Below are 15,351 nucleotides of genomic sequence, written 5' to 3' on the forward strand. Positions count from 1 at the left end.
CTTTATAAAGCAGATGCCCTTGAATTTGCAGCAACTGCCTTATGCCATAAAGCTGAAGATTGGTTTGGCTATGCCTATAATGCGCATCAAAATTCAGATTTTGAAACGCGGGATAAAGCTGGAGAATGGGCGTTGCGGCTACTAGCTGACGCTGACAGGTTGTTGGAAAACCATCCAACTTTAAATCTACAACGATGGATTGATTTTGCCAGAGCAACAAGTACCGATACAAATCAACAGGATAAGTATGAAGAGGACGCAAGAAGAATTTTGACCGTTTGGGGCCCACCAAAACTTAAATTAGGGGTTAATGATTATGCCGCTAGAATGTGGGGAGGTCTGATCCGTGATTATTATCTCGAAAGAATGGCAGCTAAGTTAGAAAGCTTACGTTTAAACGAAACCTATGATCATAGAGCATTTGAGGACGCTTGGGTAAGAAACAAAGGGGTGAGTAAAATAGAGCCTTTTAAAGATCCATTGGAGTCGGCAAGGAAGTTGGTAAAACAAGCTATTGAAAGACCTATTCCTGTAATCGTACATGAGGATGATATTGTGGTGGGCGAATGGTCTTCAAAGGATAATACCATGGAATGGCCTATTAATAGAGCGGATTTGCCAAAAATTAAAGAGGTTAAATTCATTTATACTAGCGGAAATACGCCTGTCAGTATAAAAGATGTAACATTAATTGCCGATGGTAAGCCTATATATACAGGCTTACAGCAAAGTGTTCTAGATCGGGAGCATTCTACCGCGATATTTTCTCCGGAATTACCACAAGGAATTAGGGCAAACAACGGTGCATCTCTAAAAGTGTCAATGGACAGTAAGAAAGATGGAACACTAGCGAAAGGCAAGGTGGTTTTAATTCTTGAAGATTAAAGAAACAAAGGATACGGTCTAAGGCTAAACGTTGATAATTCGTGTTTCTCAAGGTCAATTTGCCTAGAAACGGAATAGTCTTAGGGCTTATATGGAAAAAAAATATCAATAAATGGTAAATTATCGGTGGATTCAAGGAAGCTAAGCAACTAATTTTCCAATTGAGATAATACTATAAATATCCTTACTATAAAGCCATGCAATTTACTTCTTACTTGCCCCTACCTACAAGAGACTATAAGTATAACCTTTTACTGTTACTTATTTTTCTTGTTTGTTCTTTAAATTATACAGTCGCACAACAATCTCCCGCTGAGGTACTATCCCTCTCTGAACTTGAATTGGATAAGTCTGTTCAGCCTTGGTGGCCATTACAAAAAAACAAGGCCATTACCGGAGCTCCCCTTACAATAGCTGGAACGAACTTTAAAAAAGGAATAGGAACCTTATCGGAAAGTAGTGTTTATATTTTTTTGGATGGAAAAGGCGATACTTTTAAAACGGAAGTGGGACTACAAGATCCCTCTCCATTTCCTAAATCGGTAAAATACAACGCCCTCAGTGATGGCTCAAAATTGTTTTATACCCAAGACGAAACCGGTAAAAAATTTGTTGGTATAGCTAACTCCGAAAAGACCATGGGGAACGGGAGTGTGTACTTTGTTATTAAAGGCGATGGCAAGCTTTTATGGAGAAGCAAAAAAATAAAGGGTGGTCAACGACCAACACCGGTATCATTAAGTTTAAAAGGGATTAAAGTTTTAGAGCTGACAGTAAACGATGGTGGAGACGGGATTTCAGGAGACCATGCCGTTTGGGGAAATCCAGAAATAACCTATTCTTCATTTAAACCAATATTAGTAGATGCCAATTATATACATACCTTAAAAAATGTTGACAATAATTTTAACAACAACATAAAACCCTTAATCGAACTACTTCCCGTTGGGAGTGCTGCTTTAAAGACAGGGGTAAACAAGGACTGGTTGGTCGAAAAGGTATCACTTTTTTCTAATATCTATAAGGAGGATAATGGGAAAGAAATAGTAATGTCCAATGGCTTGGTAAGCAGAACTTTTAGACTGAGCCCCAATTGCGCAACGGTAGATTTTAAAAACTTGACGACAGGCGAATCTTTACTCCGTGGTGTTAGCCCAGAAGCCGTGCTTACCATTGACGGGCAAGAATATGCGGTCGGTGGCTTGGATGGGCAAAAGGAGTATGGATATTTAAAAAAGGAATGGTTAGATGGCCTATGGAGTCCGCATGGTTCTTTTCAGTTGTCGACTTTTACCATAGGGGATATTCAAAAACGAATTGAATGGCCTAACAAAAGATGGTCATTGGAGTCTAAACAACCACAAAAAGGAAAAAGCATTTCGTTTACCTATGGTCATAGTCAGTTGAAGGATATTGAAGTCCAGGTACACTATAATATTTATGATGGAATCCCTCTAATCAGTAAATGGTTCACCATAACAAATAAGAGTTCACATACCATTGTCTTAAATAATTTTAAAAGTGAAATACTGGCTATGGTTGAAGCAGAGAGCGCCGTGGAGAAACAAAAAGGATGGGAGACTCCTAATATTCATGTAGAAAGCGATTATGCGTTTCATTCCATGTCCATGAAAAATGCCAATAAGGTAGTGCATTGGGAAAAAGATCCACGGTACACCTCACAAGCAAGCTATTTATTGGCAACCCCCTGTTTGTTGGAGTGTAAATTGCCTATAGGACCTAATGAAGCCATTGCTCCTACTGCTACATTTGAATCTTTTAGAATTTGGGAATTGCCTTTCGATAGTGATGATAAACAGCGTAAAGGGCTTTATACCAATGCTATGTATGCCAAAATTGCACCCTGGGTTACGGAAAATCCGCTATTCTTACATTTAACAACTACCGACGATGTCCAAGTTAAGGCGGCCATAGATCAATGTGCAGAAACAGGTTACGAAATGGTGATCCTAAGTTTTGGGAGTGGACTCGATATGGAAGACCTGTCCGAAGGTAATATTGCCAAATTTAAGGCTTTGGCAGATTATGCCCATGCCAAGGGCATAGAACTGGGAGGCTACTCTCTCTTGTCTAGTCGCTGGATTAGTGATGAGGTCGATGTTATTAATCCCGAAACAGGGAAAAGAGGAGGCGTAATACACGGGAGTTCTCCTTGTTTAAATAGCCAATGGGGTATTGATTATTTTGAAAAATTAAAAGTTTTCTTTGAAAAAACGGGCTTCGACCTTTTGGAACACGATGGTTCTTACCCGGGTCAATTGTGTGCATCAACAGCTCACGTAGGCCACCGTGGCTTGGAAGATTCCCAATGGAAATCTTGGAAACGCATTAGTGATTTCTATAAATGGTGCAACGAAAAAGGGATTTCCCTTAATATCCCAGATTGGTATTACCTAAGCGGTAGTACTAAAAACAGTATAGGATATCGCGAGGTAAATTGGTCTTTGCCTAGAGAGCGACAATTGGTCTTGGGCAGACAAAATATGTTCGATGGCACCTATGATAGACTTCCTAGTATGAGCTGGACCTTTGTTCCGCTTACCGAATATCATGGGGGAGGAGCCGCAGCAACCATAGAGCCCTTAGATACACATTTGAAGGCTTACAAAGCTCATATGATACAGAATTATGGCATGGGGTTACAGGCTTGTTATAGAGGGCCTCGTTTATACGATACCGAGAGAACTAAATCGATGGTTATCGAAGTGGTAGATTGGTATAAAAAATATCGCGATATTCTCAATTCCCCCATCGTTCACCTTAAAAGAGCCAATGGAAGGGAAATGGATGGCATAATGCATGTAAACCCAGAATTAAAGGAAAAGGGGATGGCCTTGTTTTTTAACCCAACCAATGAGGAGATTACACAAACTATTCAGCTGCCCTTGTATTATACAGGGCTTACAGAGGTAGCCCGTATACAAGAAAAAGAAGGTCCGGTGAAGACTTATAAACTAGAGCGCGATTATAGTGTTCCTATTACCGTAAAAATACCGGCTCATGGTTATAACTGGTTTAAAATTCACTAATCAACCTAAATATTAAAAATGAAGAAAAATATTTTATGCCTATTAATAGCTTTTTCCATACTGGGCAGCTATAATGCCAAGGGACAGTTTAAAAATGGTTCCATGTTACCGGAATACGAGCTACGTTTTCCCAATCTAGCGAGCAGTTGGGACGAGGGTATTCCTCTAGGAAATGCTACCGTAGGTGCTTTGGTATGGCAAAAAGAAGGAAAACTTAGAATGTCCTTGGACAGAGCCGATCTTTGGGACCTTCGACCCATGGAAAATTTGAATTTTGAAGAGTACGATTTTAATTGGGTATTTGAACAATGGAAGAACAATACGTATAAAAATGTTCAGGACAAATATGATGTACCCTACGACCATTCCCCAGCCCCTTCCAAAATTCCAGGAGGAGCGTTGGAGTTCGATATCAGCAGTCTTGGAGAAATAGCCTCTGTAAAGCTTGAATTAAAAACGGCGACCTGTGAGGTAAGATGGAAAAATGGTGTTGTATTAAAAACTTTTGTCCATGCCACAGAACCTATAGGATGGTATCGCTTTGAGAATTTGAAAAACCCAATTCGTCCTATCATTGTTCCTCCAGCTTATTTTACATCCAAAGAATCAGGGGTAGATAATCCGGTAACCGGACAGGACCTACGAAGATTGGAATACGAAGCTGGAAAAGTAACCCAAAAAGGAAATACTATTACCTATAATCAAAAGGGATGGAACGAGTTTAATTTTCAAGTATATACCAAATGGGAAGAAGGAGCAGACTATCTTGAAGGAAGTTGGAGTATTAGTTCGCAAAAAACAGCCGAGGAAATAGTTACACCCGCAGAAGAAGTCCTTGCCGCTTCTTCTTTAAAGGGAATGGAGAATTCTAAAGGGAGTCATATTTCTTGGTGGAATAACTTTTGGAAACAATCTAGCGTAAGTATTCCCGATCCAGTTTTACAAAATCAATGGTATATGGAAATGTACAAATTAGGATCTGCCGCTAGAAAGGATGCACCACCAATTTCTTTACAAAGCGTATGGACGGCCGACAATGGGAAATTACCACCATGGAAGGGCGACTTTCATCATGACCTAAATACCCAGTTAAGTTATTGGCCCACCTATTCTGGAAACCATTTGGAACTGGAAGAAGGTTTTATAGACTGGTTGCTAAAATATAAGCCCACCTTTAAAAAATACACTAAAGATTATTACGGTACTAGTGGTTTAAATGTGCCCGGAGTAACAACTTTGACCGGAGAACCTATGGGAGGGTGGATTCAGTACTCTTTTGGTCCAACAGTTGGAGCTTGGCTAGGACAACACCTTTACTTGCACTGGCGGTATAGTATGGATAGGGAGTTTCTTAAAAACCATGCTTATCCTTGGGTAAAGGAGGTCGCACAACATTTTAATGAGCTTTCGGTTATAGGAACCGATGGCAAGCGAAAATTACCGCTAAGTTCTAGTCCAGAGGTGCATAACAACTCCCGAGATGCATGGTTTGGAAAAATGACCAATTTTGATCTAGCACTGGTAAGGTGGACCTATGCTCATGCAGCAGAATTGGCTTTAGAGCTTGGGAACAAAAAAGAGGCTAGGCAGTGGAAGAATATTTTAAAGGAATGGCCCGATTTTGCGGTTGACGATAGTGGTCTTATGTTAACACCAGATGCTCAGTTTGACCAATCGCACCGTCACTTTTCCCACCTAATGGCAATTCACCCCTTAGGTCTTATTGATGTTTCTAAGGGGGATGCCGATAAACATATCATAGATAAAACTATCAGTAATATAGAAAAAACGGGGTCTAGTGCCTGGACTGGATATTCTTTTAGTTGGCTTGGAAACATTAAAGCTAGGGCTTTTGATGGGGAAGGCGCTGCAAAAGCCCTTAGGGACTTTGCTACCTCCTTTGTTCTTCCCAACAGTTTCCACGTCAATGGGGATCAATCCGGGACAGGTAAATCTAACTTCACATACAGACCATTTACCTTGGAAGGTAACTTTGCGTTTGCTGCGGGAATCCAAGAAATGTTGCTCCAAAGCCATACGGGAACAGTGCATATATTTCCGGCTATTCCCGCTGATTGGGAAACCGTTGGTTTTAGGAAATTACGGACCGAGGGGGCGTTCTTAGTATCTGCCCAGAAAGAAGCAGGACAAGTGAGAACAGTAAAGATAACCGCCGAAAAAGGAGGGGAATTGCGGTTAAAGAACCCCTTTAAAACCAAAGACATAAATTTTCATGGCAATAACCTCAAATGGAAAAATGATATCCTAATATGGAATTCGGACCCGGGAGAGGTTTTAGAACTTAGCCTTTAAAAATAGAGGCGCTTTTAAAAACGGTCTTATTTTATATAATAAGGCCGTTTTTTTTCAAACACCATTGGGATTGGTGGTGGACATGGAGTGCTAGTAATAAGTACACGGAATAAAACAAAAATACAGGACCTTATGCTTTTGGGATACCTATGTTTACAACAGAATAGATGATAATTAGCATCAACTGCTTTTGTTCTAATTCCTGTTCTTCTGTTTGTTGAAAAGCTTAATAATATATACATTTTGTTTATAATATTTTTATTAAAGGGTATTGAGATCCCATAAGACTCATAAGGCCTTTGACGAATTGTATGATCAGAATAGGTACTTAACAAAACAATAATATTTAATTACCGCTAATTTCATGCTAAGGTTTCAAATAGCGTTTAGTTTTGAATTTTTATATATCTCTTTATCTTTTAGAATATAAAAAATGCCTTGTATTTTTTTTAAAAGCAATTATGTTATAAGTTTATTAACTTTTAATTAACGATCCAGTATTTTTGACTGTTAGATATTAGAGATGTATAAAAATAGTGTCAAAATATTTTTAATTGTAAGTAAGTTTGGATAACAAAGATTGTTTTGAAAAATTATGGGTAGTGAACCTACGAAATGGTGATAATAAAGCATTTCGAAAACTTTTTGACACGTATCGCAATGATATTTACACCTATAGTTACAGTTTGGTTAAAAATTCACAGATTGCCGAAGAAATTGTACAAGAGGTTTTTTTAAAGGTTTGGTTAGGCAGGGAAACTTTAAATCCGGAGTTATCATTTAGAGCATTTATTTTTACGATTACACGGAACCATACTTTTAATTTTCTGAAAAAAGCGGTAAACGATAAAAAACTAAAAGATGCTGTTTTTTATCAAAGTCAAAACTTGGATAGTTCCCTTGAAGATCAAATATATACGGCAGAATACGAAATTCTTCGAAAAAAAGCCATTGATCAGCTTCCAACAAAACGTAAGCGCATTTTTCAAATGTCCAGGGAAGAGGATAAAAGCTATTTAGACATAAGCAAGGAGTTAGGGATTTCAGTGAGTACAGTTAAAGGCCAAATGAATAAAGCACTTTCTAGTATTCGTACTTTTTTAACCTATAATAGTGACCTAACGCTGTTAGTTTCATTTTTAGTCTTCCAATCATAAATTTCAATTTCTAAAATAAAACAATTGTTTTAAATGTATAACACTCATGTTATGAGTTTGTTGTATTTGTTTTTTTTAGCGAGGTGATAAAAAAGTTTACAAGCCGATAGTACTTTTTTATTATCTAATTGTATTATATATAGAACGCTAAATCAAATTAAAAAATTGGAGCTAGAGCATAAAGAGACTCAAGTATTGTTGCGAAAATTTGTTTTGAACCAATGTAATGAGGCCGAAGTTGAAAGGGTAATCTCATATATTAAGGAATCTCAGGCTTCAAATAAATTACCAACGGTTGAAGAAGTCAAAGTCCTGTTAGAGGCACAACCATTAATGACTGACATTGCGGCCGACAGTATTTTTAATAACATTATAAGTCCCGAAAATTCAAAGGATGGTCCTATAGTACAAAGAAGGAGTACACGGCTTTGGAAGTACACCTCCGTAGCGGCGACCATTTTGCTATTCATTGGATTGGTTGTTAAACAAAACATTATTTCTAATGAATCCGAGAATTTTTCACCACCTAAAAACCAATCGGTTACCTTGGAATTGGATAATGGGAAAATAAAAGTCCTTGAGCAGAATACGACCGTTCAGATTACCGACAAACCTGGAAATATCGTTGGTACTCAAAAAGGAAACGAGTTAAGTTATAGCAACACAAACGATGTCAAAGAATTGGAATTTAACACCCTTAGGGTCCCATATGGAAAAAAGTTTAATGTAGAACTCTCAGATGGTACCAAGGTTTTCCTTAATTCGGGAACCGTTTTAACTTTTCCAATTAAATTTTTAAAAGGAAAAGAAAGACAGGTATTCTTGAGCGGGGAAGCCTTTTTTGATGTTTCCAAAGATTCTTTGCATCCCTTCATGATAAATTCTAACGATTTAAAAGTGTCCGTATTGGGGACTAAATTTAATATGGCTTCTTACCAAGAAGATCAAGCCAGTCAAGTAGTTCTTGTAGAAGGGTCTGTGAAATTGTCCGCCAATAAAGAGTTACTGAAAAACGGCCAAACTACTATTTTGGAACCAGGCTTTAAAGGGAGTTTTGATAAAGAGAAAGGGGATTTTACCACTGAAAAAGTACTCACGAATATATACACCTCCTGGATGGATGGGGAGCTTGTTTTTAGGGAAGTGACTTTTAATAATATCCTTAAAAAATTGGAAAGACAATTTGATGTGACAATTCTTAATGAAAATAAAGTGATGGCTAAAGAAAAGTTTAATGCTAGTTTTAAGGATAATTCACTTCCTAAGATCCTGGAATATTTTAAAACTTTTTATGGAATACAATATACAATAAGTGATAACGAAATAACCATTAAATAAGAAAACCAATCCATGTGCCTATGAAGTAAAAAAAGAATAACAATACTTAAGTATCGATCATATACTGTTCCTGAACGGGAATAAAAAGAAGTCGGAAAATGCTGGCACATTTTCCGACTGAATAGACGTGGTCATTAATTATTTAACAAACACAGTTTAATTTTACAAAAATATGAAAAAACTTCTAATAAGAAGCAGCAGCCCCTATGCATTAAGTAAACTCAGCCTAAAAATGAAGTTAAGTACCCTTTTTATGTTTGCATCTTTTTTTATGATGCAGGCCAATACTACTTATGCCCAGCGTACCAAGACAAGCTTAAACATTAAAGATGTTCCATTGGAAACATTACTGGAACATATTGAAAGCAATACAGATTTTAGATTTGTTTATAAGTTAAAAGATGTTGATTTACAGCAAAAAGTGACAGTAAAGGCCAATAACAAGTTGGTGCCTTTTATATTGGATGAGGTTTTAAAGGAGGGTTCTACAGCTTATGAAATTTTAGACCGGCAAATTCACCTCTATAGTAAAGGTAAAAAGAAAAAACTCCCCTTTAGAGAAAAACAAGAAGTGAAAATTGTTCAAAATGAACAATATGAAATTACCGGAACAATAGTGGATACCGATAATTTGCCATTAGGTGGAGCTTCTATCCTAATAAAAGGGACCACTAATGGCGTGGCTACTGATTTTGACGGGAATTTTAGTATCGAAGTTGTAAAAGGTGATGAGCTTGTGATATCATATCTAGGATTTAAAACCAAGGAGATTACTATAACAGACCAAATACATTTAGATATAATATTAGAATCTTCTAATGAACTAGAGGAAGTGGTAGTTGTGGGATATGGGGTAAAGAAAAAAATAAATTTATCTGGAGCCGTCGGGGTCGTTGATTCAAAAATTATTGAAAATAGACCTGTTAACAGTGTAGCAGCCGCACTACAAGGAAGTATTGGAAACTTGAACATTGCCCCAGGTAGTGGAAGAGCTACCGATGCGCCCGCTATCAATGTAAGAGGATTTGGAACTTTAAGTGGAGGAGGAAATCCTTTGATTTTAGTTGATAATGTAGCTGTAAGTGAGCAAGAAGTATCATGGTTGAACCCTAATGATATTGAAAGTGTGTCTGTTTTAAAAGATGCGGCTTCTGCAGCAATATACGGCGCACGGGCAGCTTTTGGCGTGGTGTTAATTACGACAAAATCGGCAAAAGAAGGCGATGTTAATAAACCAAAAATAACTGTAAACGGTTATAATACCATTCGTTCAATTAGACGGTTGCCAAAGTTGATTACCGATCCCTATACGGTAATGTCTTATAAAAATGTGATGGCTAAACCGTGGTATAATTTATACAATCAAGATCATTTAGATTATGCCCAAATGCGTTCCGATGATCCAAGTATTCCTGCGGTTGTTTTAAATGAACAAAACAAAGAATATTGGATGTATTACGGAACTACAGACTGGATGTCAGAGGCCTACAAAAACAGCTCCTATAGCCAAAACGTAAATACAACCATCTCTGGTGCAAGTGATAATGTTCGCTACTATTTGTCCGGACAGTTTTTTAATCAAGAAGGTGCTTTTAAATACGGTGAAGATGTGTTGACTCGGACGAATCTTCGTGCCAAATTAGATATAGACCTTACTCCATGGTTAGCAGTGAATTCTAATATCTCCTATATGCACAGTAGGTATGAAGAGCCTGTCGATGGTACTTGGAGTTATTTTCACGGAATAAATAGGATACCAACATTGTCCGTACCTAAAAATCCGGACGGGTCATGGACACAAGATGGAGCGTGGGCGTTTGGAAGGCTTTCTGATGGAGGTAGAAGAAAGGAAGATCGCAGTTTTGTTCAACTCACTACTGGACTAAAGGCAACACCATTAAAAGATGAGGCCTTATCACTGAATGTAGATTTCTCTAGTAAAACAATGAACAGTTATACTAAAAGCTTTAGAGTACCAGTAGAATATAAACTAGGACCTACTGTGGTAAAAGAACTTAATAACGGAAATTCGTCTGTAGGTGAAATTAATTCAAGGGATAGTTATTTTGTTTTTAATGGATATGTAGACTATACGAAATCGTTTGGGAACCATGAGGTTCAAGGTTTATTAGGAGTGTCCAGAGAGTTCAATCGCTTTGGGAACAATGCAATAAATAGAGGTGGTCTTTTAAATTATAGTATTCCAAGTGTAGATCTGGCAATAGACGATCCGACCGTAGAAACGGATACAAGGGAATGGGCAATAAACAGTATGTTTTATCGCCTAAATTATACCTTTAAATCTAAGTATATTTTGGAGTTTAATGCTAGGGAAGATTATTCTTCTCGGTTTGCAGAAGGTAGTAGAAAGGCATTTACACCTTCGGGATCGGTAGCTTGGATCGTTTCCAATGAACCGTTTTTTAAAGATGCCGTTCCTTTGGCAAATCATTTAAAACTGAGAGGGTCGTACGGAACTTTAGGAAATCAAAATGTAGGTGAATATTCCTATATACCTAACATGGGGAGTGGGCGAACTAGTGTGATTCTTGACGGTGCACAACCTGTATATATGAGTCCTCCGGGATTAGTGGATGCCAATATTACTTGGGAAGAAGTAACAACTACAAACTATGGGGTTGATATTAATTTCATGAACAATAAACTTACTACTTCTTTTGATCTGTACAGGCGCGAAACTGTGGGAATGTTAACTAAAGGCCAATCTTTGCCGGGAGTTTTAGGAGCCCCAGTACCAGTACAGAATGCAGCCGATTTGAAAACAAAGGGGTTCGAGCTTGGATTGGCCTATCGAAATAGTTTTCAATTAGGAGCAAATCCTTTAAATTTTTCCGCAAGATTTGTTTTGTCGGACAACAGAACCTTTATTACCAAATTTGAAAATCCAACCGGAACCTTAGATGACTTTTATGTAGGGAAGGAATTAGGAGAAATATGGGGGCTTACCAATGCGCCATCTTTTTTTCAAACTCAAGAAGAGATTGACAATCATGCCGATCAAACAGCCGTAACAAGTTACCCGGGGACGAGACCTATTGAACCAGGAGATCTAAAATTTGAAGATCTCAATGGCGATGGCTATGTTAATTGGGGGGACTGGACTTTAGAAGATCACGGTGATTATAAGGTTATTGGTAACAACAATAACAGGTATTCCTATAGCTTAGATCTTTCAGGGGATTATAAAGGCTTCGATTTTAGGGCCTATATGCAGGGAGTCGCTAAAAGAGATTATTATCCTGGACCAGGTCAACACTATTTTTGGGGAATATATGCCCAACCTTGGTCTAATATTTATGCCGCTCACTTAGACAACTGGTCAGTTGAAAATCGCGATGCCTATTTTCCGAGGTTGAAATCATATATAGCTGAAACAGGACGTGATTTAGGTATCTCACAAACCAAATACCTACAAAATGCAGCATATTTTAGAATGAAAAACATAACCATAGGATATTCAATTCCTAAAAAAGCAGCTAATAAGGCCGGCATGGATAAGCTTCGGTTTTATGTAAGTGGAGAAGACATTTTTGAACTTACTAAACTGGTTAAAAGATTGGATCCTGAGGGCTTGGATGGAAGATCTTATCCTTTTCAAAGAGCGTATTCATTAGGCGTAAATATTATGTTTTAATCATTAATTTTAAGAAAATGAAATCATTTATAAAGAATATAAGTTTCACAATTCTAGCTATACTAATCATAGTGGGGTGCGAGGATGAGTTTCTAGACAGAACACCAATAGACGCTGTTACTGAAGGCCAATTTTTTAAATCTGTCATGGATTTAGAAGCATATACCAATGGACTATATGGATACATAGGAGCCGGATATAATGATTTAGGGTCCGATAATATCTCACACCATAATTCAGGTAGCGATATCGAGAAATTGCTAAGAGGTGATATTAACCAAGATAATATCGGTGGTTGGGATTGGAGCGGAATAAGAAAAGTAAATTTTTTTATGCATCGCTATCAAAATGTTGCCGGACCTTCAGAGGACATAAACCACTATGTAGGAGTTGCACGATTCTTTAGGGCCTTGCTATATTATAACAAAGTTAAAACGTACGGAGATGTGCCATGGTACTCCAAAGATCTGCAAACCGATGATATAGAGTTACTTTACAAAGCCAAAGACCCTAGGGCTATGGTGGTCGATTCTATAATGGGGGATTTGGAATTTGCAGCGACAAACATTAAGGACGCACCTACTAAAACAAGAATAACAAAATGGTCCGCATTGGCCCTGTTGGCAAGAATAGCCCTGCATGAAGGGACCTACAGAAAATATCATACGGAATTGGGATTGCAAGATGCTTCTCGTTTTTTAAATAGAGCTGCTACTGCATCTAAAGAAATTATGGATAGTGGACGTTTTGCCATTTATACTACGGGAGATTACCAAAATGACTACCGCGATCTCTTTTCTAGTTTGGATTTATCTGCCAATAATGAAATGATTTTGTTTGCAGACTATGACAAGGTTTTAAAACGTTTTCATAATTCACAAACCGTAATGGATTATGAGTACGCCTTGAGCAGGTCATTGGTAGATACATATTTGAAAAGAGATGGGACACCTTTTACTTCAGAGCAGGGAAACGAAACAAAAACTTTTAAAGAGATTTTTGAGAACAGAGATCCAAGGTTGGCGCAGACCATTATGTCGCCTGGGTTTGTGAAGGCCGATTCTAAAGAGCCTTATAGGATGAAATTGAGTTTAGGAGGGTATGTGCAAACCAAATTTTTTCCTTCCAATGAGGATGGTATCACTTGGAACGGATCCTACAATGATCTGCCAATTTTTAGGTATGCAGAAATATTGCTTATCAATGCCGAAGCCTTGGCGGAATTAGGAACACTCGCCCAAACAGACTTGGATAAAAGCATTAATATATTGCGAAACCGGGTCCAAATGCCTCCTTTAAATATGGGGACAGCCAATGCCGGAATCGATCCTGTTTTAGCAGATAGATATTCTAATGCAGGGGAAAATGGAGTGCTTTTAGAAATACGTAGGGAAAGGAGGGTTGAACTAGCGACGGAAGGCTTCCGATTTGACGATTTGATGCGTTGGAATTTAGGGAAACTATTAGAAGATTCTCAACAAGGTATTTTTATTCCAGCCTTTGGAGCATATGATGTTACCGGGGATGGGGTAGAGGATGTGGCTATTCTAAATTCTCCTGACGAAACAGGCCCAATAGATGGTTTATCCAATAAAGAGGATTTATCAAAATTTTATGTTTCGGACAATGCATTTTATTTAGAAAATGGTAATAATGGACGTATCATGTTTAATACGGATAGGGACAATCCTAAAATATTTGAGGAACCCAAATATTATTACAGGCCAATTCCTAGAAAAGAAATTTTATTGAATAACAACCTGACACAATCTCCGGGGTGGGAATAAAAGCAAAAAATAGGAAGAGTAATTAATTTAAAAGGCCTATTACTACTTCGGATAGTAATTGGGCCTTTTATTAATTAAAATATAACAATTTTAATATATGAGGAGAACCAAAAAAGGACGACGGCAGTTTATAAATAATTTAGGCATGGGTGTGGTTGCTATGGGGCTGACTAATACAACTTCTTTTGCCTTTAGCCCGAAATCTAAAGGTATAAAAAAACGAAGTGTTGAGGTTGGTTTTATTACCGATCTACACCATGGCTATTGTGCAGATGCGCAGGATCGTTTGGAGGTTTTTATAAGAGAAGCTTCTTCCCGAAAACCAGACTTTATAATACAAGGCGGCGATTTTTGTCACCCTACAACCGAGGCCCAGGAATGCATGGATCTTTGGAATTCCTATCCGGGAGAAAAGTACCATGTGTTGGGAAACCACGATATGGATAAGGGAAGTAAAAAAGATGCGATGGATTTCTTTGGAATGGAAAGTAATTATTATTCTTTTGATAAGGGCGATTTTCATTTTGTAGTCCTTGATGGTAATTATATTACAAAGGATGGTGAATACGTGGATTATGGGCATGCAAACTTTTATATTGAACAAGCCAATCGTAGTTTGGTGAACCCGGAACAAATAGAATGGTTACGTCAAGATTTGGAAAAAACGAACAAGCAAACAATTATCTTTTCGCACCAGGCCTTTGACGAAATTTGGGACGGCTGGTCTTCGCCAAGTCGGTTTGCAGTGCGGAAAGTGATCGATGATGCCAATAACAGTACCGGTTATCAAAAGGTAATTGCGTGTTTCTGTGGGCACCATCATGTAGACGACCACAGTTATATCAATAAGGTCCATTATTTTCAGATGAACAGTGCCTCTTATTATTATGTAGGAGAGGGCTATGGTTCCGAAGGCAGTAAGGCCATGTATAAGGATTCTATTTTTGCCTTTATCACCCTAGATCCCTCTGGAGAAATTACCATCGAAGGAAAGAACAGCTCTTTTATAGAACCAACGCCGACACAAAAGAACCATCCGGATGCGCCACGTCTTTCTGCCTCGATAAGTGATAGAAAGGTAAGCTTTTAAGATATATATGGTTCGATTGAAGTTGTGGTTAAATAGGAATAAGAGATAACAGAACAAAAGATTTGCATAATTACGC

General features: G+C 37.9%; 8 protein-coding genes. All 8 read left to right on the forward strand.

Going from position 1 to position 15,351, the window contains the following annotated elements:
- Window positions 1–885 (forward strand): alpha-N-acetylglucosaminidase C-terminal domain-containing protein (locus tag HCG49_RS13500; protein ID WP_205764402.1); only part of this gene is annotated, 885 nt, incomplete at its 5' end.
- Between the two features lie 197 nt (window positions 886–1,082).
- Window positions 1,083–3,935, forward strand: coding sequence for an NPCBM/NEW2 domain-containing protein (locus tag HCG49_RS13505; RefSeq protein WP_168470068.1), 2,853 nt, complete (start codon window positions 1,083–1,085; stop codon window positions 3,933–3,935).
- 18 nt (window positions 3,936–3,953) lie between these two features.
- On the forward strand, window positions 3,954–6,248 hold the full coding sequence (locus tag HCG49_RS13510) for a glycosyl hydrolase family 95 catalytic domain-containing protein (protein ID WP_205764403.1): 2,295 nt from the start codon (window positions 3,954–3,956) through the stop codon (window positions 6,246–6,248).
- Between the two features lie 566 nt (window positions 6,249–6,814).
- Entirely contained in the window at window positions 6,815–7,405 is a 591-nt protein-coding gene (locus HCG49_RS13515; RefSeq protein WP_168470069.1) for an RNA polymerase sigma-70 factor, read from the forward strand.
- 165 nt (window positions 7,406–7,570) lie between these two features.
- A complete protein-coding gene (locus tag HCG49_RS13520) occupies window positions 7,571–8,743 on the forward strand; it encodes a FecR family protein (RefSeq protein WP_168470070.1) in 1,173 nt (390 codons plus the stop codon).
- A gap of 232 nt (window positions 8,744–8,975) precedes the next feature.
- The gene (locus tag HCG49_RS13525; protein ID WP_168470071.1) at window positions 8,976–12,398 is read left to right on the forward strand and encodes a SusC/RagA family TonB-linked outer membrane protein; all 3,423 of its coding nucleotides are present in this window, start codon (window positions 8,976–8,978) and stop codon (window positions 12,396–12,398) included.
- A gap of 17 nt (window positions 12,399–12,415) precedes the next feature.
- On the forward strand, window positions 12,416–14,185 hold the full coding sequence (locus tag HCG49_RS13530; protein ID WP_168470072.1) for a RagB/SusD family nutrient uptake outer membrane protein: 1,770 nt from the start codon (window positions 12,416–12,418) through the stop codon (window positions 14,183–14,185).
- A 97-nt stretch (window positions 14,186–14,282) separates the two neighbouring features.
- The gene (locus HCG49_RS13535) at window positions 14,283–15,275 is read left to right on the forward strand and encodes a metallophosphoesterase family protein (RefSeq protein ID WP_168470073.1); all 993 of its coding nucleotides are present in this window, start codon (window positions 14,283–14,285) and stop codon (window positions 15,273–15,275) included.
- The last annotated feature ends 76 nt before the right edge of the window (window positions 15,276–15,351 follow it).

This window comes from Arenibacter sp. 6A1, assembly GCF_012272855.1.
In the GTDB taxonomy this organism is placed as follows: domain Bacteria; phylum Bacteroidota; class Bacteroidia; order Flavobacteriales; family Flavobacteriaceae; genus Arenibacter.

What these genes read in the sequence shown, in the direction of transcription:
- HCG49_RS13510 (WP_205764403.1), top strand. Translation starts at nt 3,954, where the DNA reads ATGAAGAAAAATATTTTATGCCTATTAATAGCTTTTTCCATACTGGGC.
- HCG49_RS13535 (WP_168470073.1), top strand. Translation starts at nt 14,283, where the DNA reads ATGAGGAGAACCAAAAAAGGACGACGGCAGTTTATAAATAATTTAGGC.
- HCG49_RS13525 (WP_168470071.1), top strand. Translation starts at nt 8,976, where the DNA reads ATGAAGTTAAGTACCCTTTTTATGTTTGCATCTTTTTTTATGATGCAG.
- HCG49_RS13530 (WP_168470072.1), top strand. Translation starts at nt 12,416, where the DNA reads ATGAAATCATTTATAAAGAATATAAGTTTCACAATTCTAGCTATACTA.
- HCG49_RS13505 (WP_168470068.1), top strand. Translation starts at nt 1,083, where the DNA reads ATGCAATTTACTTCTTACTTGCCCCTACCTACAAGAGACTATAAGTAT.